This is a genomic window from Arcicella gelida, from assembly GCF_034931025.1.
Taxonomy (GTDB): Bacteria; Bacteroidota; Bacteroidia; order Cytophagales; family Spirosomataceae; genus Arcicella; species Arcicella gelida.
The window spans coordinates 1-24767 of record NZ_JAYGIL010000029.1; the positions used below are offsets into that span (position 1 = coordinate 1).

Genomic DNA, 24767 nt, shown 5'->3' on the forward strand with positions numbered 1-24767 from the left:
CTTAGCAGTAACAAAATACAGAAAAACCCCGAAAATTGCCAGTATTGACACTTCTTCGGGGTTATTTTATTGGCAATGTGTTGATTATTAAATATTTACAAGATTAAAGGGAAGCCAATGTCAAACGTTGACCAAAACAATAGTTTGTTAACAAAAAAATCCTCAGTAGATAATTACTGAGGATTTTTGTATTTAGTCTCTTTTACTACTCTTTTTCTCTTGTTTTGCCGCTCTTTTTTCCTTGAGGGTTTTGGTTGGTTCTTTTTTAACCTCTTTGATTGAGCCTTTGTCCTTTGCCATTGTATGTTTTGTTTAGTTGATACAAGGTAGTTTAAAATCAGCGATAATTTTGTGCTTGATATTCTTTAATTTTTTTAATTGCTGATTATAACAAACAAAATCAACTCAATAAATCTTCAAGAAATATTTTACCCGCAGATTTACAGAGATAAATATCGCTGATTGTCGCTGACAAAATATCAGTAAATAGAAATTTGAGCATAGTGAATAAAGCCTACCGCCTAAAGCAATTCAATCAATTCTTCAACACTTCAAATTCAACTCTTCGGTTAATGGCTTGATTTTCAGGAGTATCGTTGGCTACTTTTGGTCTGGTTTTGCCATAACCTTTGGCTTTAATTCTTTCTGCTGGAACACCCTGAGTAAGTAAATAATTACGAACAACATCAGCACGTTCTTGCGATAATTTGTTATTTATTTCATCTGTACCCACATTATCCGTATGTCCGCTTACTTCTGAAACTAATTTTGTATTTGTCTTGAAGAAATTGGCAATTCTATTCAGCTCTGGATATGATTCTGGTTGTAAAGCGGCTTTCCCAAATTCAAAGAAAATATTATTCATTTCAACTTTTGTACCTGCTTCGATAGGCTTTACTGTCATGTCTTTGCCTTCTACTTCCAAGTATTTTCCAGAAATTTTACTTAAATCAATGTTCTGAGAAGTACCAATATAACCGTTGATTTTAGTACTGATACCATAATTAGTACCATAAGGCAACACAATTTTATAGATTCCAGTATTTGGGTCTGGCGTGGCGATGCCCAACTCTTTTCCTGTACTTAAATCTTCATAAATAACTTGGGCATTTTGTGGTACTTTCCCTGTTTTACCATCAATTACTTTTCCAGAAACTAATACCACAGCATCCGATTTTGTTGGCTGAATTGGTTTTCTATCATCCGATTTTCTTGTTCCACCACCTATTGGCGTTGTTGTTACGCTTGGTTTGTTATCCGCTTCGATAGGTTTTGGAGCGTCTAACTTTAACCTAAAAATGTCTTTTTTACCCAAAGAGTTATTGCTAGAAACAAAATAAGCATAATCGCCAGCCGCAGAAATGGTATAATAAGCATCATACTGGTCGGTATTGATGGGTTCGCCGATGTTGATGGGTTCTGTCCAATGAATCCAAGTATCGTCTTTTCTTTTACTTACCCAAATATCATTACTTCCTTTTCCGCCTTCTCTATTGCTCGAAAAGTATAGCGTTTTACCATCTGGAGCTAAAAAAGGCGTAGTTTCGGTAAAGTTGGTATTAATCTCGTCGCCTAAATTCATTACTTCCGACCACGTTCCATCATTTTCTAGAAAGGAGGCATAAATATCATCTTCGTCCGAATTCTTTTTTTCAGAAAAAGCCATTAAAAGTACTTTGCCATCGTTTGAAAGAAAACCATATTCGTTTTTTCCTTTGCTGAGGCGTTCGTATTTTGGAATGATTACTTTCTTCGGAATATCCCAACCATTTGCAGACTTTTTAGCAATCGAAAAACCACGAGTTTCGTATTGTCCGTTTACATAAGCACCTTTCAATAAGATTGTTTGTCCGTCTGGTGAAATACTTAGAATTGAATTATATTGATCTCGATTTAAACTTTCGGGCATTCTTCTAGCGGCAGACCAAGCACCCATTACATTTTCAGCAAACCAAATATCTTGCGAACCAGAAATTTGGTCTGTTCCAGCTACGCCATATTTATTTTGCGGATGACTTTTTCTTCCGAAGTACAAAATTCTTCCATCAGGAGCAATGACGGGATTTAATTCAGAGTATTCAGAATTGACCGCAGCACCTAAGCTTTCAGGCTTATTTTGTGCCATCGTATCTGATAAACACATGAATGAAAAGGAAGAAAAAAAGAAAAAAATGAGGTTTTTCATACAAAGAATAACACAATCGAGATTAGGTTTGGAACGAAAATTACACAAAAACATTGTTTTAAGCTTTATTAATCATTTTCCCAATGAGTTCGCCTTCGTGAGAATCATTTCTGAGTTTTTCTATTAAAGAATCAATGTTATCGTCGATAATCAAGAATTTAGCATTGGCTTCTCTGACAAACCCTTCAGTGACCATTTTATTAAGCATCACAATTAAATCATCATAAAAACCATTGGTATTTAATAAACCAATCGGCATTTTATGCAATCCAATTTGTCGCCAAGTAAGAATTTCGAATAATTCATCCAAAGTACCCCAACCACCTGGTAAAGCAATAACAGCATCAGCCTTTTCAGCCATTAATTGTTTACGAACGTGCATAGAATCTACAACGATACATTCAGTTAAGCCTTTATGTTGTACTTCCCACTCTTCCATAAATGATGGAATAATTCCCGTTACTTCACCGCTATTTTCAAGTACTGCATCAGCAACAACACCCATTAATCCGCCACTTCCGCCACCGTAAATTAATCTAAGCGATTGTTTCGCAAGGACTTCGCCAAGATTTTTGGCGGTAGATTTATAAATTTCATTTCGCCCAAAAGATGAGCCACAGTACACTAAAACGTTTTTCATGAATTAATAATATTTATGCGTTGAGGATGAATAAGGACTGCTTGTTTTCCACTTGTTGTTTTAAAAGAATAAAGATACAACGCAATTACTCTGAAACATTGATTTCAGCATCAAGATTTGGGTTGAGATGATGTTTAATTCTAATGCTTTTTACCCATGTTTTTACCCTAGTTTCTGCAAAATGGTGAATGGGTGAAACAATGGAAGCCAAAGTAACCAAACAAAGAAGCGTAATGATTGGCGAACGATTCGACAGTTTGGTAATGGAAGGTTCAAGAATGATATTTAGAAATTCAAACAATAAAAGAAGTGAGACTACTCCTATCCATTCTAAAATGGTAGGATTTACCTGACGTTTATACAACACGACGCTAACCATAATGATGGTCAGGATAAATATGGTAATACCAACGTATTGTACATGTTGCGAACGTTCCAAAGCTTGTTGTGATTGCGTCTCTTTGAGGTGTTCTTGTCTGAAAATTTCTAAGAAAGTATATTTCCCAATCTCTTTAAATTTATCCAAATTATACAAACTGTCTTTTGCGGCACTCGCCAAGATATGGTATTTCAACGCAAGCCTTGCATCTGATTTTTCATAAGCTTGAAATAGTAATTGAGCCGTTTGATTAATCAAAGTATAGGATTTATGTTTTTGAGTTTCAGCTAAAGCTTTCTTGGCAAAGTAAATAGCAGAATCTCTTTGATTACTTTTCCAATAATTCTTGCCCATTTCAAGGTAAATGTCACCTGAAATAGGTAAACGATGATGATTATTGAAAGAAAGCACTGATTGGAAATAGCTTTTTGCTAATGGAATATTACCCATCTTATCATAGACTTGCCCCATCGCTAATGCCGTAGCTGCCACACTTCTGATAGAATATCGTAAAGAAGATTGATAATTCTTTTGAAGATAAACCAATGCAGAATCTAATTTCCCTAAATCTTTATACATAAAACCAATCATCAAATTGATAGGAATGGTGTTTTCAGGAATATGATAGCGATGAATCAAATCACGACATTTAAGTAAGTATTCTAAACCCATACTGTAATCTAATTTGCCATAAGCCAAGCCCAAAGACATAAAAACTCTAGCTTGCAAAACGGGGTCACCGAAAGTTTCACTGAGTTCATTGGTTTTAAGGAGTAATCCTATCGCTTTTTCTTGCTGATTCATCTCCAATAAAAGGGAACTTATGCTTATACCACAAGAGATTTGCCCTTTGATATAATTGATTTTTTGAGCCAAGCGAAGTCCTTCTTGTCCGTAGAGATAAGCCTTTTCAGCATTTTCGAAATGATAAGCACGAGACAAGAAAAGCAAAATGTTTACTCTGTTGCTATCTATCTTTTCTATTTGCAAGGCTTTTAATAAACTATCCTTTGATGGAAATGGATACTTTTCATTTTGTGCAAAAGAAAACATTGCTAAAAAAGTAAAGGCAGTCAGAAAGCAGAAGGTTCTCATAGATTGATAATTTGTATTTAAAGTGAATATAATTAAACTTTAACAATATTCACTAGCCAGTATGGCTAAATACAAGTAATCAATTTTTGACAATTCCTTCCTGCACGTTGCAGGAACAAAACATCGGTTGATATTTCCTTGCTGCACGTTGCAGGAGCAAAACATCGGTTGATATTTCCTTGCTGCACGTTGCAGGAGCAAAACATCGGTTGATATTTCCTTCCTGCACGTTGCAGGAGCAAAACATCGGTTGATATTTCCTTCCTGCACGTTGCAGGAGCAAAACATTGGTTGATATTTCCTTCCTGCACGTTGCAGGAGCAAAACATTGGTTGATATTTCCTTCCTGCACGTTGCAGGAGCAAAACATTGGTTGATATTTCCTTCCTGCACGTTGCAGGAACAAAACATCGGATGTAAATTCTTTCCTCCGAGTTGGAGCGAGCAATCATCGGATGTAAATTCTTTCCTCCGAGCTGGAGCGAGCAATTATCGGGTGTAAATTCCTTCCTCCGAGTTGGAGCGAGCAATCATCGGGTGTAAATTCCTTCCTCCGAGTTGGAGCGAGCAATCATCGGGTGTAAATTCTTTCCTCCGAGTTGGAGCGACAAAATATCAAATAAAAAAGCTAACAGCTCAAAACTAATCGCTCACCGCTAATCTACAATAAAGCCTCCAAAGCTTTTTTCACAGAAGTATATTGATATTGAAAAGATGTTTCCGAAGTAATTCTTTGATTCAAGACATAATTGCCTCCTAAAACGATGCTCGCCATTTCTCCGAATACCAATTTCAATACCCAAGCAGGTACATTGGGCATAAAGAAAGGTTTTTTAAGGATTTCAGCGGAGGTTTTTGTCAATTCATAATTGTTCACAGGATTGGGAGCAACCGCATTATAAACGCCTGTCATCGAATCGTCAGTAAGCGATTGAATAAATAATTCGCACAAATCATCAATATGAATCCAAGATTGATACTGTTTGCCAGTTCCCAAAGCAGCACCCACACCGAAACGCACAGGCAATAATATTTTAGGCAAAGCACCACCTTTGGTACTCAGAACGATACCAGTACGTAATTTTGTAGTTCTGATGCCCAGTTGTTCTACTTCATCAGCCACGGCTTCCCACTGAATACAGCATTCAGCCACAAAATCATTGCCAGAAGGATGTTGTTCAGTAATGATTTCGTCACCAGTATCAGCACCATAAAAACCAATGCCCGAAGCAGAAGTAAAAGCTTGAATTTTATGAGGAAGCGTTTTTAAACTTTCTGTGATTAAATGAAGCGATTTAGTTCTACTTTCAATGATTTCCTTTTTTCTTGCATCCGTCCATTTTTCATCCGCAATCCCAGCTCCTGCCAAATGCACCAAGTAGTCGGCTTCCAGCAAAGCTTTCTCGTCGATGATGCTATTTTTAATGTCCCAATGATAGATTTTTACTTTTCCAGCAGTATTAGTAGGTTTTCTGCTAAGATGCGAAACCGTAAAACCATTGGCAATCAGTATTTGTGTAAGGCGAGTACCAACTAAGCCCGAACCACCTGTGATGAGTACATTCATAAATCGCTATTATTTGAAAAAAAACAGACGATTTTCGCTGTTCATAAGAATAACTCAAAAAGTAATTAAGAGTTTAGAAAGATTGAGGAAGAACAATTTTTAAACAATATACCAAAAATTATCTATCTTCGATTTTATAAGTATAGGCAAATTGCCCAAAAAACCTGATTATAGTAGCGTAATTATAACCCGAAATGATGAATCAACACTTAAAAAAACTTTTACCAATGTTGGATGTATTTGGAATCTTTGAAAGAGATCCATTTGGTAATTCAATGCTTGTAAAAAGAATTATCATGATTGTGTTAGGATGGATAACATACTCTCGTTTAAGAGGCATCAATAAAACAAGAATCAGCGGAACAGAACATTTAGAAGGCTTACCGAATGAAGGCGTACTATTTTTATCGAATCATCAAACTTATTTTATGGATGTGATATGTTTATATCATATTTTCTTTAGTGTAAAATGGGGTTTTCGCAACTCTGTAAACTTCCCGATATATCTGTTTGCACCACGTTCAAAAGTATTTTATGTAGCGGCTTCTGAAACAATGAATGAAGGCGGATTGATTCCAAGAGTATTTTCGCAAGCAGGTGCCATTTTAGTGAATCGTTCTTGGCGAGAAAAAGGGAAAGATGTTAAGAAAGAAGTAGATACAGCGGCAGAAGATAAAGTAGGCAAAGGATTATCCTATGGTTGGGTAGTAAGTTTTCCGCAAGGAACAACCACTCCTTATGCTCCACTTCGCAAAGGAACGGCACATTTAATTAAAACACATAACCCGATAGTTGTTCCAGTAGTGATTAATGGTTTTAGAAGAGCTTTTGATAAAAAAGGACTTCGATTCAAGAAGCGAAATACCACGCTTTCTGTTACTTTCAAAGAGCCGATTCGCTTCGATAAAGATATGCCAACCGAAGAAATAATGGATATTTTAAGAGATAAGATAGAACAAAAAATACCAGTTCAAAAACTGGTTTGGCTAAGAGATAAAGAGTAAAACTATGTTAAACAAAACAAGGGGCATAGTAATTAATTATATTCGTTACCGAGAAACATCTGTAATTGTGAATATTTATACCGAAGAATTTGGGATACAAACCTACATTGAAAATGGCGTAAGAAGTGCGAAATCAAAGAATAAAATAGCCTTGTTTCAGCCACTTACTTTATTAGATTTAGTGATTTACCAGAAAGGAAAAAATGCTGGAGCTAATAAACAGATTCATCGCATTGCAGAAATTAAATGTAATACTCCTTTTCATACTTTGCCTTATGATATTTATAAATCTTCGATTGCTCTTTTTATCACAGAAATCTTAGGGAAATCACTCAAAGAAGAAACGGGGAATCATTTCTTATTTGAGTTTTTACATAATTCAATCATTTGGTTGGATGAAATAGAAGAACATTTTGAGAATTTCCATTTACAATTCTTATTGCAATTGGGTACTTATTTGGGTTTTTCACCTGAAAATGCACATGAAATTTCTAATGAGTTGAGGATACATAATTTGCCAGTACTTAGTTTATCATTAGAAAACCAATTAGACGTTTTGTTGAATACACCATATCATCAATCGCCCAAAATTGATAGAAATAGTAGAAATCAATTATTAGAATCTATCATTTTATTCTACCGACTTCATGTAGATACTTTAGGAGAAATAAAATCTTTAACGGTTTTGAAGGAAGTGATGAGGTAGGAGTATTATGATTGGTCAGTTAGCAAATGGATTAACAACGGTTAGATTCTCAATCCAACTAAAATCATTAACGTTTCTAGTGTAAAGTTCATAACCGTATAATAAAGCTGTAGAGGCTATGATACTATCACCAACTGACATTTTCTTTTTTTGTCGTAAATCAATGGCTAATTCCACCACATTTTTATCTATTGGAATTATATTTAATAGAGAGAATAAACTCTGAAAGTATCTTTTATCTATGAGATTAATTTGATGATACCCTAAAACTTCTAGCCTAGAAATTTCAGAAACATAACTTTCAGATTGATTAATAATAGGTCTCAAAAATTGAAATTCTATCTGAGAGGAGTAGATAATAATATTACTATCGAAAATTTTCATGAGTGTTAATCTCTAAATGGCATTTTTCTATCTTGTCGACTTAATTCAAAATTTTCCATAAAGCTTTCAAAATTATCAATTGTTTTTCCTCCTTGTTCAACAACACGCTGATGATGAGCAATTTCTGTTTTGCTTAATTCATCAGCTTGGTTTGAAACAATAACTCCAAACCTTTTTAGTAGTGGAAGAAGTAATTCCACATCTTTATCGTTAAGAATATCTAAAACTATCCTTGTCATGTTGTTGATTTTTAATCAAATATAATGATTTTACTCGCTAAATCTTTCGCTTCAATTCAAAATGTTTACCCAAGTATAATCGTCTTACTTGTTCGTCGTCTGCTAATTCTTGTGGCGTACCAGCTTTCAAGATTTTTCCTTCAAAAAGTAAATAAGCACGGTCGGTGATTGAAAGTGTTTCATCCACATTGTGGTCGGTAATCAAAATTCCTATATTTCTGTACTTCAATTTGGCTACAATTCCTTGAATTTCTTCCACGGCAATCGGGTCAACCCCAGCGAAAGGCTCATCCAACAAAATAAATTTGGGGTCAACAGCCAAAGCACGAGCAATCTCAGTTCTACGACGCTCACCACCAGAAAGTACTTGTCCCAAGTTTTTACGCACGTGTGTCAACGAAAATTCTTCTAAAAGCGATTCCGTTTTTTCACGTTGTTCTTGTTTAGAAAGCTTAGTCATTTCCAAAACTGCTAAAATATTTTCCTCTACCGAAAGACTTCTAAAAACTGAAGCTTCCTGTGCCAAGTAACCAATTCCCAATCTGGCACGTTTGTACATCGGTAGATTCGTTACTTCCAAATCATCCAAAAACACTTTCCCTGAATTTGGTTTTACCAAGCCTGTGGCCATGTAAAACGAAGTAGTTTTTCCAGCACCATTAGGCCCGAGCAAACCCACAATTTCTCCCTGAGCTACTTGGTAACTAACATTATCATTAACGGTACGCTGTCCGTATTTTTTTACTAAATTTTCTGTTCTTAAAATCATAATTTGAATCAGAAGTAAAATCTTTTTTTAATATTATCCATGGCTGGTATCCCTACCAGCCATTAAAACCCCTAAACCTTAATACCCTTCAACATCAACTGAAAGGATTTTCTTCCTTGCCATTCGTTGATTTCTATGGTGTAGCATATTGAAAAGGGTTTGCCTTCTTGTAGTTGGTCAAAATAGTCTTCCACCATTCCGAATCCTACACAAGTATAAGCAGGAGAACCTTCTTGAAAAACATTTATTTTTAAATGCTTTTCTTTCATTTTCAAAGGCTTACCGTATAAATATACATTTTCAGAAACAAAAACGGGAGTCATATTGTGGGGACCAAATGGCGACATCTGAGAGATGATTCTATGAAATTTATCCGATATTTCTACCAAAGGCAATTTCAAATCTATGTCAATCATGGGCGACAATTGTTCTGGCAATATTTTTCGATTGACGACCTCTTCAAATTTACGTCTAAAATTTTCTATCTCAGCGATTTCCAAGGTTAAACCTGCGGCAAAAGTATGTCCACCAAATTGTATCAAATGTTCTGAACATTCTTCAATGGCATCATATACATCAAAACCTGGAACAGACCGAGCCGAACCCGCAGCGTGTCCATGCGATTCTGTCAAAATAATCGTAGGACGGTGATACTTTTCGATACATCTACTTGCTACGATACCGATAACGCCTTTGTGCCAATCGTTTTTAAAAAGTACTGTACTTTTGGCGGATTTCAGAAAATCGTCTTCTTCAATAATGGCTAAAGCTTCGGCAGTAATGTTTGTGTCAAAGTTTTTTCTATCATTATTATGTTTGGTAATGATGTTGGCAAAGTCGGTGGCTTCTTCTTCGTTGTCGGTCAATAGTAAATTAACGGCATCATAAGCATGTTTGATTCTTCCAGCGGCATTAATTCTTGGTCCTAAACCAAAAACTACTTTCGTAATGTCCATTTTACCCGCCAAACTTGCCGATTGCATCAATGCTTTCAATCCTGTTCTTGGATTGGAGTTCAATTGTTGCAAACCGTAAAAAGCCATAACTCTATTTTCGCCTGTAATTGGTACAATATCACAAGAAATAGAAGTAACGACTAAATCTAAGTAAGGCATTAGTAATTCCTGAGAAATACCATGTGTTTGGCAGTACGCTTGTAACAATTTAAAACCAACGCCACAACCTGTTAATTCTTTGTAAGGATAGGCACAATCAGCCCTTTTGGGGTCGAGTATTGCCACTGCTGGCGGAAGGTCGTTATCATCGGGGCGGTGATGGTCGCATACGATAAAGTCAACGCCATGTTCTTTTGCCCAAGTAATTTTTTCTTTGGATTTAATCCCACAATCTAAGCTCACTATCAATCCAAATCCTTCATTAGCAGCTTTTTCCACACCAGCTTGCGAAACGCCATAACCTTCGGCATAGCGGTCAGGAATATAAAATTCTAAAGGACAGTCTTCGGCATTTTGAAAAATAACATTTTTCAAAAAACCATAGAAAGTTGCTACCGAAGTAGTTCCGTCCACATCGTAGTCGCCATAAATCATTATTTTTTCGCCAGAAGAAATGGCTTTCGTCAAGCGTTCAACTGCTTTGTCCATGTCTTTCATCAAGAATGGGTCGTGCAGATGAGCTAAATCTGGGCGAAAAAATGCTTTGGCTTCTTCAAAAGTATTAATATCACGCTGTGCTAAAAGCGTAGCAATTTCCGTTGAAACATTGATTGCTTCAGCGACTTGTTTTATTTTTTCTGTGGAAGGAATGGGTTTATAAATCCAACGTTTTTCTGTCATAAGGCAAAAATACAAAGACCTGCAAGGTTTCGGAAGCCTTGCAGGTCTAATCTATATAATTTAAGAAAAATTAAGCTTAAAGAATGGTTTTAAACTCCTTCTGCTACTACTTCTTTTACTTCTGGTACCATACGAGTTAAAAGATTTTCAATCCCTTGTTTCAAAGTCATCGTTGACGACGGACAACCTGAACATGAACCTTGAAGTAATACTTTCACGGTACCTTCATTGAAAGAGTGAAAATTGATAGCTCCACCATCAGATTCTACCGCTGGACGAACGTACTGTTCTAAAACAGCTTTGATTTTCACAACTGTTTCAGAATCTTGCTCTCCTCCTATTACATCGTTTGCAGCAATTGTTGCTTTCGTGAATACTTCTTTTTTCTCTTCAAAGAAACCTTTCAAAAATTGTTTCAAACCAAATAGTTCATCTTCCCATTTTGTCTCTTCGTCTTTGGTAACGGTGACAAAATTTGATGAAATGAATACTCGTTTGACAAAATCAAAGCCGAATAAAGCAACTGCCAAAGGTGAATTTTTGCCTTCTGCTACTGCATCTGATGGCGTAGCGTAGTCGAACGATAAACCTTCAGGAGCTAACACAAAGTTCAAGACAAACTTCATTGAGTTTGGGTTTGGCGTTGATTCTGTGTAAATTAATATCTGCTGTTTTAACATGAGTTCTATTTAATTTGTATCTGGATTTGGTCGTATTTTAAAAATGTGCTGAATTGAGTATAAAATTAGCAAGCAATCAGGAAACATTTAAAACACAAAATTAGTTTTCAGAAACGTATAAATGTCAGAATACCTACAAAAAAATAGTGTTTGGCTACTTCCAATATCAATTGTTCTATCTGCAATTGGTTATGTTTGGATATTATATTACTTGCCAAGAACCCAATTCAATGTTTTTATCAGTATTATCGCTTTACTTTTTGGCTTGTATTTTTTAATCGTAAAAAGTTCGCTGAAGTATTTCAATATAAAGTACTTATTGGGTATTGCTGCTGTTTTAAGGGTGCTGTTATTATTTGCAACCCCGAATTTATCGGATGATTTTTACCGATTTGTCTGGGATGGACGATTAATTGTTGCAGGCAAAAATCCATATTTATATTTGCCAAATGAGTTTCCAGAAAATCCTCTTTTTTCTTATTTAAACTCTCCGAATTATTACACCGTTTATCCACCTTTCAACCAATTTATTTTTGGTCTTGCTTCATGGTTTTTTCCAGAAAACTTGTTGGGAAATATCGTTATGCTAAGAATTATCATCGTATTGGCAGATGTTGGAGTAATGTTTTTACTTTATCAACTGAAAAGAAAACGTGTATTACTTTATGCTTTTAATCCTTTAATTATCATCGAACTAACGGGTAATTTACATTTTGAAGGATTGATGATTTTCTGGTTTTTATCTGCCATTTGTTTTTTTGTTCGTCATCAGAAACAAGTTTCTGGACGAGATAAAATTTGGGGAGTGATATGTTTTACTTTGTCGGTCGCCACCAAATTAATACCCTTGATTTTTTTGCCTTTAATCATCAAAAAGATTGGCTTTAAAAACGGAATCTGCTTATCTTTTTTTTCGGCTTTTTTATTTGTGCTACTTTGGCTTCCTTTTTTTGACAGAGAGATAATCAGTAATTTCTTTTCAAGTATCGACCTTTACTTTCAAAGTTTTCAGTTCAATGCCTGTGTGTATTACATCATTCGAGAAATTGGTTTTTTGATACTTGGTTTCGATGTCGTTTGGTGGGTTGGTGGAATCTTGGGGCTTTCAGCTTTGTCTATTATCCTGAATTTATCTTGGGGGAAATTTTGGTGGAAGCAAGACAATTTCAGCAATTTACTAAAAAATGAAGGGGAAGGAATGACAGAAAAAATACTTGAAACTTTCTATCTATCAGCATTACTGATTGTAACGACGTATTATTTTTTCGCTACAACGGTACATCCTTGGTACATCGCTACGGTTTTTACTTTATCCTTACTTACTCCTTACCGTTTCGGAATTGTGTGGTCTGCAATGGTGATGCTTTCTTACTTTGCCTATCGACAAGTGCCTGTTAATGAGTCACTTTATCTGATTGCTATCGAATATTTAGTCGTAATTGGTACGATGCTTTATGAGCTGAAAATAAGCCGTTTAGCGATTTATCCACACCAAAAGTAGATTTTTTGTTGGCATTCCCTGCTTTTATCACGAACTTAGAGGGACAATTCGGAGAACTCCACTGTCAAAAAAGCTAACCTAAAATACGTTTTCAGAAAATGTTAGATATCATCCAACTGCTTCCTGATTCCATTGCGAACCAGATTGCCGCCGGCGAAGTCGTTCAACGACCAGCTTCTGTGGTGAAAGAGCTTTTGGAAAATTCCATTGACGCCCAGTCAACCAATATTCAATTAATCGTCAGAGAAGCGGGGAAAACCTTAATTCAAGTAATTGATAACGGGTTGGGTATGTCCGAAACAGATGCAAGAATGTGTTTTGAGCGTCATGCTACTTCAAAAATTCGTACTTCCGACGACCTCTTCAAAATCAGAACGATGGGTTTTCGAGGCGAAGCGATGGCATCTATCGCTGCCGTTGCACAAGTAGAAATGCGTACTCGTAGAACAACCGACGAATTAGGTGTTTTAATAAAAATAGAAGCTTCAGAATTAAAAGCACAAGAAGCTATCGCTACGCCAGAAGGTACGAGTATTCAGGTGAAAAACCTGTTTTTTAATGTGCCAGCTCGTAGAAATTTCCTAAAGTCTAATCCTGTTGAAATGCGTCATATCATCGACGAATTTCAAAGAGTAGCTTTATCCAATCCTGAAATTTCATTCTCTTTACATCATAACGATACCGAAGTATATAATTTGCCTGCGGGTAAATTGAGCCGAAGAATTGTAGATTTATTCGGGAAAGGTTATCGAGAACAATTAGCTTCTTGCGAAGAAGAAACCTCTTTCGTAAGTGTTCGTGGTTATGTTGGTAAACCAGAGTACGCCAAAAAAACTCGTGGGGAACAGTTCTTTTTTGCCAATAATCGTTTCATCAAAAACAGCTATTTGAATCACGCTGTGATGAGTTCTTTTGAAGGATTAATTCCAGAAGGTTCACATCCGTTTTACGTACTTTTTATTGAAATCGACCCAATTCACATTGATATAAACGTTCATCCGACCAAAACTGAAATTAAGTTTGATGACGAACGAACGGTTTATGCCATTGTACAAGCGGCGGTTCGAAAATCTATGAGCCAGCATAATTTGATGCCATCTTTGGATTTTGAAACAGATGTGAATTTTGCCAATAATATTTTTCAGTTCAACGGTTCGCCTTTTGAAAAAACAAAAGAAACCGCTGTAAGTGCTTTTGCAAGAACGACGGAAACACCTTTTAGAGAAAAAACGAATCTGACAAATTGGAATAAATTATATGAAGGGCTGAATCGTCAGCTTGATGATTTTGAAAGAAAAGAACCTGAAATAGAACAAACGAAAGTTGATTTTGGTGATACCACAGAAAGTACTTCTTTCCTGCTGAAAAGTAAGGCAAATGATATTGGAAGTAATCGTCCGCAAAGAGCTTCGCAAGATTCTGAGGCATCTACTTTTCAGATTCATAATCGCTACATTATTTCTCAAGTAAAATCTGGAATGCTTTTGATTGACCAACGTGCGGCTTATGAAAGAATTTTATATGAGAAATTCTCGCAGAATTTACGCAAAAATGGCGGAGCGTCTCAACAGTTATTATTCCCGACAAAAGTAAAACTGACGACGGCAGATTTTCATTTATTGCTAGAAATTCAAGATGAAATCAGGAATCTTGGCTTTGTGCTGAGTGTTGTAGAACATGATTCTTTTATGGTAAATGGCATTCCTGCTGATTCTCCAGAAGAAAATGAGCAACAAATGTTGGAGGGTATTTTGGAGCAATTCAAACAAAATGAATCAGAATTACATTTAGAAAAAGCTGAAAATCTAGCAAGAGCAATGGCAAAACGTTCAGCTGGGCGTTATGGAAATCATGCTTTAACGGTTTTAGAAATGAATACTTTGGTAGAACAGCTTTTTGCTTCTTCAAACCCAAGCTATACGCCAAGTGGCGAAGTAACGATGAAGATTGTTTCTTTATCAGATATGGCAAGTTTATTCTTGCGACCATAAACAATGTTGAAAGAGTATTATAAAAATCAATAATGAAAACGAATCGAATAGCGCTACTCCTGTTAGCAATTTTTGTTTTTTCAGGCGTGGCAGTTTACTTTAAATCTTGCCAAACGACTAGCTCACAAGAAAGTGTTCCTCAAGAAGAAGTATCACTCAATCCCGCTCCAGATTTTAATGCTGATTCTGCCTATAGCTTTGTCGAAAAACAAGTAAGTTTTGGCCCAAGAGTTCCCAATACCAAAGCACACAAAGAATGTGTAACTTGGTTGGTTACAAAACTAAAACAATTAGGCTGTGAAGTAAGTACGCAAGATTTTGTAGCAACTACTTTTGATGGAAAGAAATTGAATGCAACCAATATTATCGGTTCAATCAATCCAACGGCTACGAAAAGAATTTTATTAACGGCTCACTGGGATGCACGTTCGGTAGCAGACAAAGATTCTGTAGATAAAAATAAAGCAATTGATGCTGCAAATGACGGAGGAAGTGGCGTTGGAGTATTGTTAGAATTAGCAAGAAGTATTCAACAGGCGAAAACTAAACCTAATGTTGGTGTTGATATTATCTTTTTTGATGTGGAAGATGTTGGCGAACCAGAAGATTTTAAAGGTGAACATGGACAGAATTCTTGGTGCTTAGGGTCACAATATTGGGCAAGTCATAAACACAAAGAAAATTATACGGCTTATTATGGTATTAATTTAGACATGGTTGGTGCTAAAGGAGCAGTTTTCCCACATGAAGGTACTTCAATGCAATACGCACCGATGATTGTGAGGAACGTTTGGGATATTGCTAGTAGATTAGGCTATTCTAATTTATTTATTGATGCAGATGGCGGAGGTTTGGTTGACGACCACGTTCCTGTAAACGATGTAGCAAAAATTCAAATGATTGATATTATTGAATTAAGACCAAACGACCCAAAAACTTTTGGAGCATATCATCATACGCATCAAGATAATATGTCTGTGATTGATAAAAATACCTTAAAGGCTGTCGGACAAACTGTTTTAACTGTTTTGTATCAAGAATAAGCTTTAGGCGGTAGGCTATATGCTTTAGGCAAGCACAACAGCCTATTGCCTAAAGCTTATAACCTACGGCTTTTAGACTTCACAAGATAATTCTTACTTTTGTGAGAAGTATTATAAAACATATACTTACTAACCACATATTTTTGGGTTAATCTATCACTTTCAATCAACATCCAATGGAACAAACAGAAGTTTTAAAACACGTTCATCTAAATGATGTTCATGTGTCACTTGGGGCAAAAATGGTACCTTTTGCAGGATATTCAATGCCTGTCTTATATTCAAACCTTATTCAAGAACATATTGGTGTTCGTACTGGAGTAGGTGTTTTTGATGTATCGCACATGGGCGAGTTTGTTGTAAAAGGCGAACGTGCCACAGAGTTTTTGCAATATGTTACTTCTAATGATGTTTCGGTTTTGGTTGATGGAAAAGTACAGTATTCATGTTTACCAAACGATAAAGGCGGAATTGTAGATGACCTTTTGGTATATCGTTGGAACGAAAACGAGTATTATTTAGTAGTAAATGCTTCGAATATTGAAAAAGATTGGAACTGGCTACAGCAAAATAATACATTCGGTGTAGAAATGGAAAACATTTCAGACAAATTGAGTCTTTTTGCAGTACAAGGACCAAAGGCTATTGATACCTTGAAAAAGCTGACTGACTTAGATTTAGATTCGATGGAGTATTATTCTTTTAAAACAGGAACAATTGCTGGTATTGGTGATGTTTTGATTTCTTCAACAGGTTATACTGGCGCTGGCGGTTTTGAAGTATATGTTTGGAATAAAGATGCTGAAGCAATGTGGAAAGCTATTTTCGAAGCAGGTGCAGAGTTCAATATTATGCCTGTAGGTTTAGGTGCAAGAGATACTTTGCGTACAGAAATGGGCTATTGTTTATACGGAAATGATATTGACGATAGTACTTCGCCGATTGAAGCAGGTTTAGGATGGATTACCAAATTCAATAAAGAATTTATCAATTCTGAATTCCATAAAAAAATTAAAGAGAATGGACCAACACGTAAATTAGTTGGTTTTGAAATGATTGATAGAGGTATTCCTCGCCAACATTACGAAATTATGGATGCCGCTGGCAACATCATTGGCGAAGTAACTTCAGGAACACAGTCGCCTACGCTTAGTAAAGGAATTGGAATGGGTTATATCACCAAAGAATACACCAAAGTAGGTTCGGAAGTATATATCAATATCCGTAACAAATATTTGAAGGCAGTAGTGACCAAAATGCCCTTTTTGAAGTAAAATGTGAATTAGATTTTTTTGAAATTATGCAAAAAATAGACGTTTGTATCAGTCCAGAGTTATTACATTTATATAATATCGAAAATTCGATTGTAGTTGTTGTAGATATTTTTAGAGCTACTTCTTGCATGACAACTGCTTTCGCCAATGGTGTAGAAGCAATCATTCCAGTATCAACAATTGAAGAATGTGTAAGTTATCAACAAAAAGGATACTTAGCAGCGGCCGAACGTGACGGTAAAACACCAGAAGGTTTTGATTTTGATAACTCTCCTTTCAGTTACATGACTGAAAAAGTGAATGGTGCAACGGTTTGTGTTACCACAACCAACGGTACTTTGGCTATTACAAAGTCTAAATCGGCTGTAAAAGTAATGGTAGGCTCTTTCTTGAACTTGGGGGCTTTAACGAATTACTTAAAAGAACAACAATACGATATTTTGGTATTATGTGCAGGCTGGAAAGGTAAACCGAACTTAGAAGATACGCTTTTTGCAGGAGCTTTAGTAGAGCGTTTGCAAGAAGAATTTATGGTAGAAGATGATTCTGCTTTGATGGCGTTGCGTCAATATGAATTAGCTAAAAATGATTTATTATCGTTTGTAGCATCTTCCTCTCACGTAAAAAGATTACAACGTTTAGGAATTCAAAAAGACATCGCTTATTGTTTACAGCAAGATTTATACGATGTTTTACCCGTTATGCGTGGGAATACTTTAGTAAAAATGTAATTTCTGTAACACGAGTTTCCAACTCGTGGATTGTAATGATTTTATTTTATGGAGGTATTTGAAGTACTTCCATAAAATAATAAATCAATAATAACCAAAAGTATAACTTCCCCAGAAGCTTTGATAGTCTGCCTCTGCTGATGCTGTATAAGGAATCATCTTTACGGTGCTTATCATCCATCTGCCATCTTTAGTAATAGGGAAACTTACTTCACCTTTTGAATTACTTCTTAGTTTCTTCATGCTTGTTTTACCATGCTTTACCCACCAAGCTAACACTAAAGCATTGCTAAATACTTCGTTATCGAATAATACTTTAAACGTTAATAAATCACCACTTTTTATTAAATAAGGATTCATCGTTGGAATTATCTCCAATCTCATACCTGTATTCTTAGAAAACGTTTCGTCTTTGGTTTCACCTACCTGAAACAACGTTTTAACACAACGCTGATAGAACTCTCTTCCTTTTTTATTTTCAAGACCTTTCTCTTTTCTTAGTTTAATAATGTTATCAAGTCCTTCAGAACGTAAGTATTCATTAAACTTCTTGGCATCTAATTGTATAAATTTATTAGTGTTGTTAAATGCTAGCAGATGATTTCCTTCTGAAGAGAAAGTAACAGGAATCTTGACCGAATCTTTCGTAGCAATTTGACCTCTAATATCCTTCTCTCCTTCTTTAGAGTAGTGTGTCAATTTAGAAATAGTAAACTTACTAGCATCTACCTTTTCGCCAGTGTAATTTTCTCCGACAAAAACATCTACAGTAGTGTGTTCATTTATTTTTAGTAGAAATTTTAAAGGCTGTAACCAAAACTCGTGCGAGAATGATAAAAATGAAAAGAAAGTAAGTAGGCAGAAGAGAAGAGTATATTTTTTCATATTCCTGAAAACAATAATGTTTGATGAAGTTAATATTAACCTAAAAATACAATATTATAAGTTCTTTTTCTAAAAGATTGGGTTTGCTTCTCTTTTTTACCTACGTAAGAAAAGAGAGACAAACCCAATTAATTTATTAGCATTTAATCTAACAATTCTTTCCATCTACATCACAAACCTCTCCAGAAATTGCCTGTACTTGTTTTTCTTGAGCCAGTTTTTCAAAGATTTCTTTAAATACTTCTGAAGGTTGTGCGCCAGAAACAGCATATTTTTTATCGAAAATAAAGAAAGGTACTCCAGAAATTCCTTGTTGACGGAAATAGTGCATTTCTTCTTTTACTTCATCAGAAGCTTCGTCTGACTGAAGAATGCCAATTGTTTTTTCAGCAGACCAACCAAATTGATTCATCACTTCAGCCACAACGCTTGCGTCTGTTAAATCCACTCTGTCGATAAAATAGGCTTTCATCAAAGCTTCTTTTACTTCAACCTGAATCCCTTCTTGCAAAGAAATCGTAAGTATTCTGTGGAAAGCAAAAGTATTGATAGCTTTAGGAAGGTTTTCAAAATCAAAATCTAAATCCTCCGATTCTGCGGCTTGCTCAACTTGACGAAACTTTTGGGCATAATTAGCACCGAAACGTCCTTCCATGTGTTCGCTGAAGGGAATACCCTCTTTCGGAACAGTTGGGTCTAGTTGAAAAGGATGATAGATAACTTGCAGAGTACAAGAACTTTGTGTATCTTGAATAGCTTTTTCTAACCTACGCTTACCGATATAACACCAAGGACAAACAATGTCCGAAACAACATCTACACGAATAATTGGTTTTGTATTCATATTTATAAAATTATAATTCCTTACGAAAGTAGTGCTAAGCAATTAACAGAAAGCTATTAGCCATATTATCAGATAGTTAAACAATTAGCCTTAAAATCTATTATATACTTTAGATTAACACCACCAAGAGACTATTCTCAAATTTTTACGTATTCATTATTAAAACCGCTTTTTGCGATTGAAAATTCAATTTCGATTTTAGATTCATTAAATCAACTAAAAATCAAATAGTTATATATTTCAAGTTTTAAATTAATTTTTACGTTATGAAAAAAATCTATCTTTTTGCAGTGGTTGCACTCCTTGCTTTAGCGTCTTGTAATCGTAACAGTTTTCAAATTGGTTCTGCTTGTCATCGAGAAATCGAAGATGAAGTATTTAAACCCAATTATCAATCGTTCACAACCGTTGAAAAACAGTTTACCATGATTGATACCACCTACAAATTTCAGGCTGTGATTGATGAAATCGGCAATCAAATGAAATTAAGAGGCTATGAAGATTCAAAAGAACGCCCCAACTTAATTGTCTTTTATGCACTTTTTCCTACAGATGTCAATCTTTCTGTGCTACAACGTTCTTTCAGAGGGCTAGGCAAAGAAAATATGAATGAGGAACTGAGAAGAGTAAAACTCAGAAAAGGAACACTTCTTTTACAATTTGTTGAAAATGATAGTAATCGTCCTATTTGGATGGGTTATGCTGCGGGAATTGCTGCGCCAGAAACACATAGTATTGACGAGAAAGCCTTGAGAATAGCGACTCGACAAATTTTTGATAATTACAGAATTTTTGCCAAAGATTACATCGCTGGAAAACCTGTTTCTACGCAAACAATCGCATTGAAGTAATGAGTAAGCAAGTAATATTCTTAATAAGTAAGCATTGTTACAATGTCCTCATGTTGAGGAAACATTTGTAGCAATGCTTTTCTATCTTTCATTTCAAAATCCTCAAAGTCAAAACCAGGAGCAACAGTACAGCCAACTAAGGAATAAGTATTTCCTTCGGCAGGTTTTGAGCCAAACCATTTTCCAGCAGGAACCACTGCTTGGAATACTTCTCCACGGTCAGGATTATTACCGAGACGAATAATTTCTAAAGTGCCGTCTTCATCCAAAACATAAATATTTAAAGCAGTGCCTGCATAGAAATGCCACATTTCATCAGAAGCAATACGATGTAATGCTGAAATATGATGACTTTCCAACAAAAAATAAATACCTGTTGAAAATACTCTTTCTCCTTTAAAACGTGCGGGTAATGCTGTTTGGACAATACTTTCATTCGCACGATAGGTTTCTACAAAGTAGCCACCTTCAGGATGAGTATTCATTTGATAATTTTCAATCCAAAATTGGGCTGTTTTAGTCGATGACATCCTTAAAAAATCTTTCGTCAAAAGTGAATATTTCAATATTTTTAATCTTCACATCCTGAAAATCTGGGTGTAAGGGATTAATCAAATAATTAATTTCTTGAGGAACAATCGCAGAAGGTACTCCTAAAGCGATAGATTGTTCTGTTTTAAGCCAATGGTCTGTAAAAGAAGCTAATACGCCAGCGTCAAATATTTTAGCCCAGTCTTTTGGTAAAATGGAAGCATCCAAAGAAGCAATTTGATTATCTGGAATATCTAAAGTGATAATGGCGTAATCGTCTTCTGGATAATATTGTCCGATATGTACTAATACTTCTAATAAAGCCAGCGAGCGATGTGAAGCCGTATAAAGTAACGAAGTACCTCTCCTATTCCAACGCTGCCCCTTTAAACTTGCTCCAAAGCCAGATAAATCTCTTGCTCTTTTAAATTTACTAATTCTAAAAACTTCCATTTTTAAGAGAATAATCCGTGTTCTATATAAATTAATTCTCTTTCAATGATTTCATAGCCCAAAGAAGTATCCAATAATTCTGTAGGACGTTTTCCGCCCAAAGCGGGTACACGAGAGTGCATCCAGCCGTTGAAACGTTCAAGGCTTCCAAAAGTTTCTTGTCCTAATTCATACAGTTTTGCCAAGCGAATCAATTTTGCAGAAGCATCTTTATCTAAACGTTGGTCGTCTCGATAACGTTGAATCGTTCTTTCTGAAATATTCAATACTTCTGCCATTTCTTTGTTAGAAAAAGCAATTTGCTTTGCCAAACTATCTAAAGCTTGTTTTGGTAAACCCTCTTTGGCAATTTCTATCAAGTCAAAATCATGTCTGATTTCTCTGTTGATGATTGCTTGTCCACCCAACAATACAATTAAAGTTGGAATGGGTAATATATTTTGTGTTTTCATCTAAACCTTATCTTGTCAATATGTCGTAAATATAACGACAATTGTCGTAATGGCAAAATTGGATGAGATGATATTTTTATGGTGATGGTTCAAACGATATTATTTGTTAAATATTTTAAGAATTTTTAATAAAATGCAACATTCGTAAATGCTTCTGTGTCATTAGTTTGAATTTAAGTTATTGGTTGTCTAATAGATGAAAACTTTTTAACTTGAAGGTTAAGAAGTTTGAACACTATGAATCCTCAACCTTTAGCACTGGAGCAAACACATTACATAGACAAACATTTACCACTCGTAGAGGCTTGCCGTAAGGGCGAACGAAAGGCTCAGTATGAGATTTATAGGCTTTATGCAAAGGCTATGTTCAATGTTGCTGTCCGAATTGTAAATCATGTTGGCGAAGCAGAGGACGTCCTGCAAGATGCTTTTTTGGATGCTTTTCAAAAAATTCATGATTTCAAACAAACAAGTACTTTCGGTGCTTGGTTAAAACAGATTGTCATCAATCGAGCGTTAAATCATTTACGCAATAGGAAAGTACAATTAATTGATATTGAAGATGCAGGAGATATTCCAGATGAAGCAACGTATGACGAAGAAGGAATAGAACTTAATATTCAGAGAGTACAAAATGCCATTCAACAATTACCAGATGGTTTTAGAACAGTACTTTGTTTGTATTTATTAGAAGGTTATGACCACGAAGAAATTGCAGAAATTTTGGGCGTGGCAGAATCTACTTCTCGAACACAATACATCAGAGCCAAAAAGCGATTGTTGGAGATTTTAAAACAATAAAGACCTTTTCTTTTTAAGAGAGATCAGGCTTAAAGCGTTATGAAAAAGACAAAAGTAGAAAGATTCATTCGTGATAACCGAGAAAACTTTGATCAGTTTGAAGTACCTGCTGGTTTGTGGGATAAAATAGACAAAGGCTTAGGGAATTTAGATACCTTTCCGGGAGAAACATCCTTTGTAGAAAAGAAAAATATTATCAGTTTCAAACAGAAATATTGGGCGATGGCAGCAAGTCTTGCTTTGCTCATAGGTTGTTTCTTTGTGTATAATATTGGTTTCAAGTCACAAAATACCGACAAAATTATTGCTACCGTAAGCCCCGAATATGGTGATAAAATGGTTCAGTATGCAAGTTTGATTGAAACGAAGCGTGAAGAAATCAGACAAATTGAGGCTCACGACCCAGTACTTTACAAAGAGTTTTCCGCAGAAATAGAGAATCTGAACAAAGACTATCAAAACCTGAAAGCAGAATTGCCCCAAACGCCAAATCAGGAAGAGTTAGTTAAAGCCATGATTCAGAATTTACAAGTACAATTAGATATTTTAAATAGGCAATTGTCTATTATTCAGAAAATTAAAGATTATCAGAACAATCCGACAAGAAGCATTTGAGGTAAACAGTTTAATCGAAGCATGTCATGAAAAAGTTATTGAATATATTAGCATTAAGTGTTTTAGTAATTAATGGCACTTTAGCCCAAGAAATAAGAGTACATATAAGTGATTCAACAGAAAGTAAAGCATTCGAAAATCATTTAAGGGCAAGTATTGCCACAACGAGAAATATTGCTGTTCGAACAATTAATGGTGTAGCCACAACACTAAGAAATATTGAGCATCAACCTTTGCCAGCAACGTCAGCCAGCCCAAATTATGCTTATGGCGAAGCTATCATTCAGGAAACGGCTACGGTAGAAAAGAAAAAGGTAATCAGTAAATCGTTTCCAGTAGATGCCAAAAACTTTTTAAACATCAATAATCAACACGGTGAAGTAAAAGTAGAACTTTGGAATAAAAACGAAATCAAAGTAGATATTACCATCATTGGTTACGGTAAATCTGATGCTGAAGCACAAATGCTGATTGATAATGTAGAAATCATTGAAAGAAAAGAAGGCGATAAAATAGCTTTCAAGACAATGATTGATACCGATGAAAAAAGTAATGGAAATGGTAGCTGGAGTTGGGCAAATAGTTTAACCAATAGTTTTAACTGGAGTAGCAGTAAGAAAACGATGGAAAAGCGTGGTGTAGAAATTAACTATATGATTTTTATGCCAAAATCTAATTCTTTGACCGTGGCAAATAAATATGGAAAAACAATCATTCCACAGTTTTCAGCACCATTAAAAATTACTTCTAATTACGGTAGTTTTGTTTCTGATAAATTGACGGGTGGAGGAAAAGACATTTTCGTACAATATGGTTCTGGTAATATCAAACAAATGGACGATGGTGATTTGCACATTGCTTATTCAAAACTAAATATTGAAAAGGCGGATAATTTAAAACTTACGAATAATTATGGTTCGATGATTCTGGATGACATCAATCATTTAGATGGAACAATTCAATATTCAAGCGGGAAAATTGGAAAGATTAATCAAACAGGAAAGTTGTCAATCAGTTATTCAGATGGCGTTCAATTGGCGGAGTTATCAAAGACTTTAAAAACCTTAGATATTCGTTCTAATTATACAGCCGTAAAATTACCTGTAACGGGCGATTGCAACGCAGATTTTGAAGTAACAACTACTTATGCCAATTTTAGGTATCCAGAAAATAAATGTACTCTAACGGTGAACCCGGATAATAAAGAAGACGAAGAACGTAGAATGGGCATACAATCAACCAAAGTATATAAAGGAAAAATTGGAAAAGGCTCTGCCACAAAAATTACGATTAAGACCAATTATGCTGGTGTAAAATTCACTGAAAAATAAATAAAAAGCCTAACGCAATA

Annotated in this window: 25 protein-coding genes; 11 read left to right on the forward strand and 14 right to left on the reverse strand. The window is 35.4% G+C overall.

Going from position 1 to position 24767, the window contains the following annotated elements; translation table 11 throughout:
* Nucleotides 1-535 precede the first annotated feature (535 nt).
* The 4 genes from VB776_RS18975 to VB776_RS18990 all read right to left on the reverse strand — a co-directional run bounded on the left by VB776_RS18975 (nucleotide 536) and on the right by VB776_RS18990 (nucleotide 5866).
* Nucleotides 536-2143: an OmpA family protein gene (locus VB776_RS18975; protein WP_323698446.1), complete on the reverse strand. Its 1608-nt coding sequence runs from the start codon at nucleotides 2141-2143 to the stop codon at nucleotides 536-538.
* Between the two features lie 100 nt (nucleotides 2144-2243).
* Complete coding sequence (locus VB776_RS18980; protein ID WP_323698447.1) at nucleotides 2244-2825, reverse strand: LOG family protein; 582 nt, start codon at nucleotides 2823-2825, stop codon at nucleotides 2244-2246.
* 85 nt (nucleotides 2826-2910) lie between these two features.
* Nucleotides 2911-4299 carry a tetratricopeptide repeat protein gene (locus VB776_RS18985; RefSeq protein WP_323698448.1) on the reverse strand — a complete coding sequence of 463 codons (1389 nt, stop codon included), beginning with the start codon at nucleotides 4297-4299 and terminating at the stop codon, nucleotides 2911-2913.
* Between the two features lie 661 nt (nucleotides 4300-4960).
* The gene (locus VB776_RS18990) at nucleotides 4961-5866 is read right to left on the reverse strand and encodes a TIGR01777 family oxidoreductase (RefSeq protein WP_323698449.1); all 906 of its coding nucleotides are present in this window, start codon (nucleotides 5864-5866) and stop codon (nucleotides 4961-4963) included.
* 197 nt (nucleotides 5867-6063) lie between these two features.
* Here VB776_RS18990 and VB776_RS18995 point away from each other — a divergent pair, with 197 nt between their 5' ends.
* Together VB776_RS18995 and recO are read left to right on the forward strand one after the other, a co-directional pair.
* A complete protein-coding gene (locus tag VB776_RS18995; RefSeq protein ID WP_323698450.1) occupies nucleotides 6064-6870 on the forward strand; it encodes a lysophospholipid acyltransferase family protein in 807 nt (268 codons plus the stop codon).
* Nucleotides 6871-6874: 4 nt separating this feature from the next.
* Nucleotides 6875-7576 carry a DNA repair protein RecO gene (recO, locus tag VB776_RS19000; RefSeq protein ID WP_323698451.1) on the forward strand — a complete coding sequence of 234 codons (702 nt, stop codon included), beginning with the start codon at nucleotides 6875-6877 and terminating at the stop codon, nucleotides 7574-7576.
* Nucleotides 7577-7591: 15 nt separating this feature from the next.
* Here the strand turns inward: recO and VB776_RS19005 are convergent, their stop codons facing one another.
* From VB776_RS19005 to VB776_RS19025, 5 genes are all read right to left on the reverse strand, one after another.
* Nucleotides 7592-7960, reverse strand: coding sequence for a type II toxin-antitoxin system VapC family toxin (locus tag VB776_RS19005; RefSeq protein WP_323698452.1), 369 nt, complete (start codon nucleotides 7958-7960; stop codon nucleotides 7592-7594).
* 5 nt (nucleotides 7961-7965) lie between these two features.
* Nucleotides 7966-8199 (reverse strand): hypothetical protein, encoded by a 234-nt coding sequence (locus tag VB776_RS19010; protein WP_323698453.1) that lies wholly within the window; start codon nucleotides 8197-8199, stop codon nucleotides 7966-7968.
* 37 nt (nucleotides 8200-8236) lie between these two features.
* Nucleotides 8237-8968, reverse strand: coding sequence for an LPS export ABC transporter ATP-binding protein (gene lptB, locus VB776_RS19015; protein WP_323698454.1), 732 nt, complete (start codon nucleotides 8966-8968; stop codon nucleotides 8237-8239).
* Between the two features lie 71 nt (nucleotides 8969-9039).
* Complete coding sequence (gene recJ / locus VB776_RS19020) at nucleotides 9040-10764, reverse strand: single-stranded-DNA-specific exonuclease RecJ (RefSeq protein WP_323698455.1); 1725 nt, start codon at nucleotides 10762-10764, stop codon at nucleotides 9040-9042.
* An 89-nt stretch (nucleotides 10765-10853) separates the two neighbouring features.
* Nucleotides 10854-11444: a NifU family protein gene (locus tag VB776_RS19025; protein ID WP_407653848.1), complete on the reverse strand. Its 591-nt coding sequence runs from the start codon at nucleotides 11442-11444 to the stop codon at nucleotides 10854-10856.
* A 121-nt stretch (nucleotides 11445-11565) separates the two neighbouring features.
* Here VB776_RS19025 and VB776_RS19030 point away from each other — a divergent pair, with 121 nt between their 5' ends.
* The 5 genes from VB776_RS19030 to VB776_RS19050 all read left to right on the forward strand — a co-directional run bounded on the left by VB776_RS19030 (nucleotide 11566) and on the right by VB776_RS19050 (nucleotide 17984).
* Nucleotides 11566-12945: a hypothetical protein gene (locus VB776_RS19030; RefSeq protein WP_323698456.1), complete on the forward strand. Its 1380-nt coding sequence runs from the start codon at nucleotides 11566-11568 to the stop codon at nucleotides 12943-12945.
* A 98-nt stretch (nucleotides 12946-13043) separates the two neighbouring features.
* Nucleotides 13044-14936 (forward strand): DNA mismatch repair endonuclease MutL, encoded by a 1893-nt coding sequence (mutL, locus tag VB776_RS19035; protein ID WP_323698457.1) that lies wholly within the window; start codon nucleotides 13044-13046, stop codon nucleotides 14934-14936.
* Between the two features lie 32 nt (nucleotides 14937-14968).
* The gene (locus VB776_RS19040) at nucleotides 14969-15979 is read left to right on the forward strand and encodes a M28 family peptidase (RefSeq protein WP_323698458.1); all 1011 of its coding nucleotides are present in this window, start codon (nucleotides 14969-14971) and stop codon (nucleotides 15977-15979) included.
* Nucleotides 15980-16155: 176 nt separating this feature from the next.
* Nucleotides 16156-17253: a glycine cleavage system aminomethyltransferase GcvT gene (gene gcvT / locus VB776_RS19045; RefSeq protein WP_323698459.1), complete on the forward strand. Its 1098-nt coding sequence runs from the start codon at nucleotides 16156-16158 to the stop codon at nucleotides 17251-17253.
* 26 nt (nucleotides 17254-17279) lie between these two features.
* A complete protein-coding gene (locus tag VB776_RS19050) occupies nucleotides 17280-17984 on the forward strand; it encodes a 2-phosphosulfolactate phosphatase (protein WP_323698460.1) in 705 nt (234 codons plus the stop codon).
* Between the two features lie 84 nt (nucleotides 17985-18068).
* Here VB776_RS19050 and VB776_RS19055 read toward each other — a convergent pair whose 3' ends face one another.
* Nucleotides 18069-18869, reverse strand: a complete 801-nt coding sequence (locus VB776_RS19055) for a DUF4198 domain-containing protein (RefSeq protein ID WP_323698461.1) — start codon at nucleotides 18867-18869, stop codon at nucleotides 18069-18071.
* Between the two features lie 148 nt (nucleotides 18870-19017).
* Nucleotides 19018-19713: a DsbA family oxidoreductase gene (locus tag VB776_RS19060; protein ID WP_323698462.1), complete on the reverse strand. Its 696-nt coding sequence runs from the start codon at nucleotides 19711-19713 to the stop codon at nucleotides 19018-19020.
* A 266-nt stretch (nucleotides 19714-19979) separates the two neighbouring features.
* On the opposite strand from VB776_RS19060, the gene VB776_RS19065 reads away from it, so the two are divergent.
* Nucleotides 19980-20564, forward strand: coding sequence for a DUF4136 domain-containing protein (locus VB776_RS19065; RefSeq protein WP_323698463.1), 585 nt, complete (start codon nucleotides 19980-19982; stop codon nucleotides 20562-20564).
* Nucleotides 20565-20584: 20 nt separating this feature from the next.
* Here VB776_RS19065 and VB776_RS19070 read toward each other — a convergent pair whose 3' ends face one another.
* The 3 genes from VB776_RS19070 to parS are packed head-to-tail and all read right to left on the reverse strand — an operon-like array spanning nucleotide 20585 to nucleotide 22000.
* Nucleotides 20585-21094 (reverse strand): cupin domain-containing protein, encoded by a 510-nt coding sequence (locus VB776_RS19070; protein ID WP_323698464.1) that lies wholly within the window; start codon nucleotides 21092-21094, stop codon nucleotides 20585-20587.
* Entirely contained in the window at nucleotides 21081-21548 is a 468-nt protein-coding gene (locus VB776_RS19075; RefSeq protein WP_323698465.1) for an RES family NAD+ phosphorylase, read from the reverse strand. Before VB776_RS19075 ends, VB776_RS19070 begins: the two co-directional genes overlap by 14 nt.
* Before the next feature lie 2 nt (nucleotides 21549-21550).
* Nucleotides 21551-22000, reverse strand: coding sequence for a type II RES/Xre toxin-antitoxin system antitoxin (gene parS, locus VB776_RS19080; protein ID WP_323258461.1), 450 nt, complete (start codon nucleotides 21998-22000; stop codon nucleotides 21551-21553).
* 237 nt (nucleotides 22001-22237) lie between these two features.
* Here parS and VB776_RS19085 point away from each other — a divergent pair, with 237 nt between their 5' ends.
* From VB776_RS19085 to VB776_RS19095, 3 genes are read left to right on the forward strand one after another with little or no spacing between them, the layout of a single operon-like run.
* On the forward strand, nucleotides 22238-22801 hold the full coding sequence (locus tag VB776_RS19085; protein ID WP_323698466.1) for an RNA polymerase sigma factor: 564 nt from the start codon (nucleotides 22238-22240) through the stop codon (nucleotides 22799-22801).
* A gap of 39 nt (nucleotides 22802-22840) precedes the next feature.
* Complete coding sequence (locus VB776_RS19090; protein ID WP_323698467.1) at nucleotides 22841-23416, forward strand: hypothetical protein; 576 nt, start codon at nucleotides 22841-22843, stop codon at nucleotides 23414-23416.
* 26 nt (nucleotides 23417-23442) lie between these two features.
* A complete protein-coding gene (locus tag VB776_RS19095; protein WP_323698468.1) occupies nucleotides 23443-24747 on the forward strand; it encodes a hypothetical protein in 1305 nt (434 codons plus the stop codon).
* The last annotated feature ends 20 nt before the right edge of the window (nucleotides 24748-24767 follow it).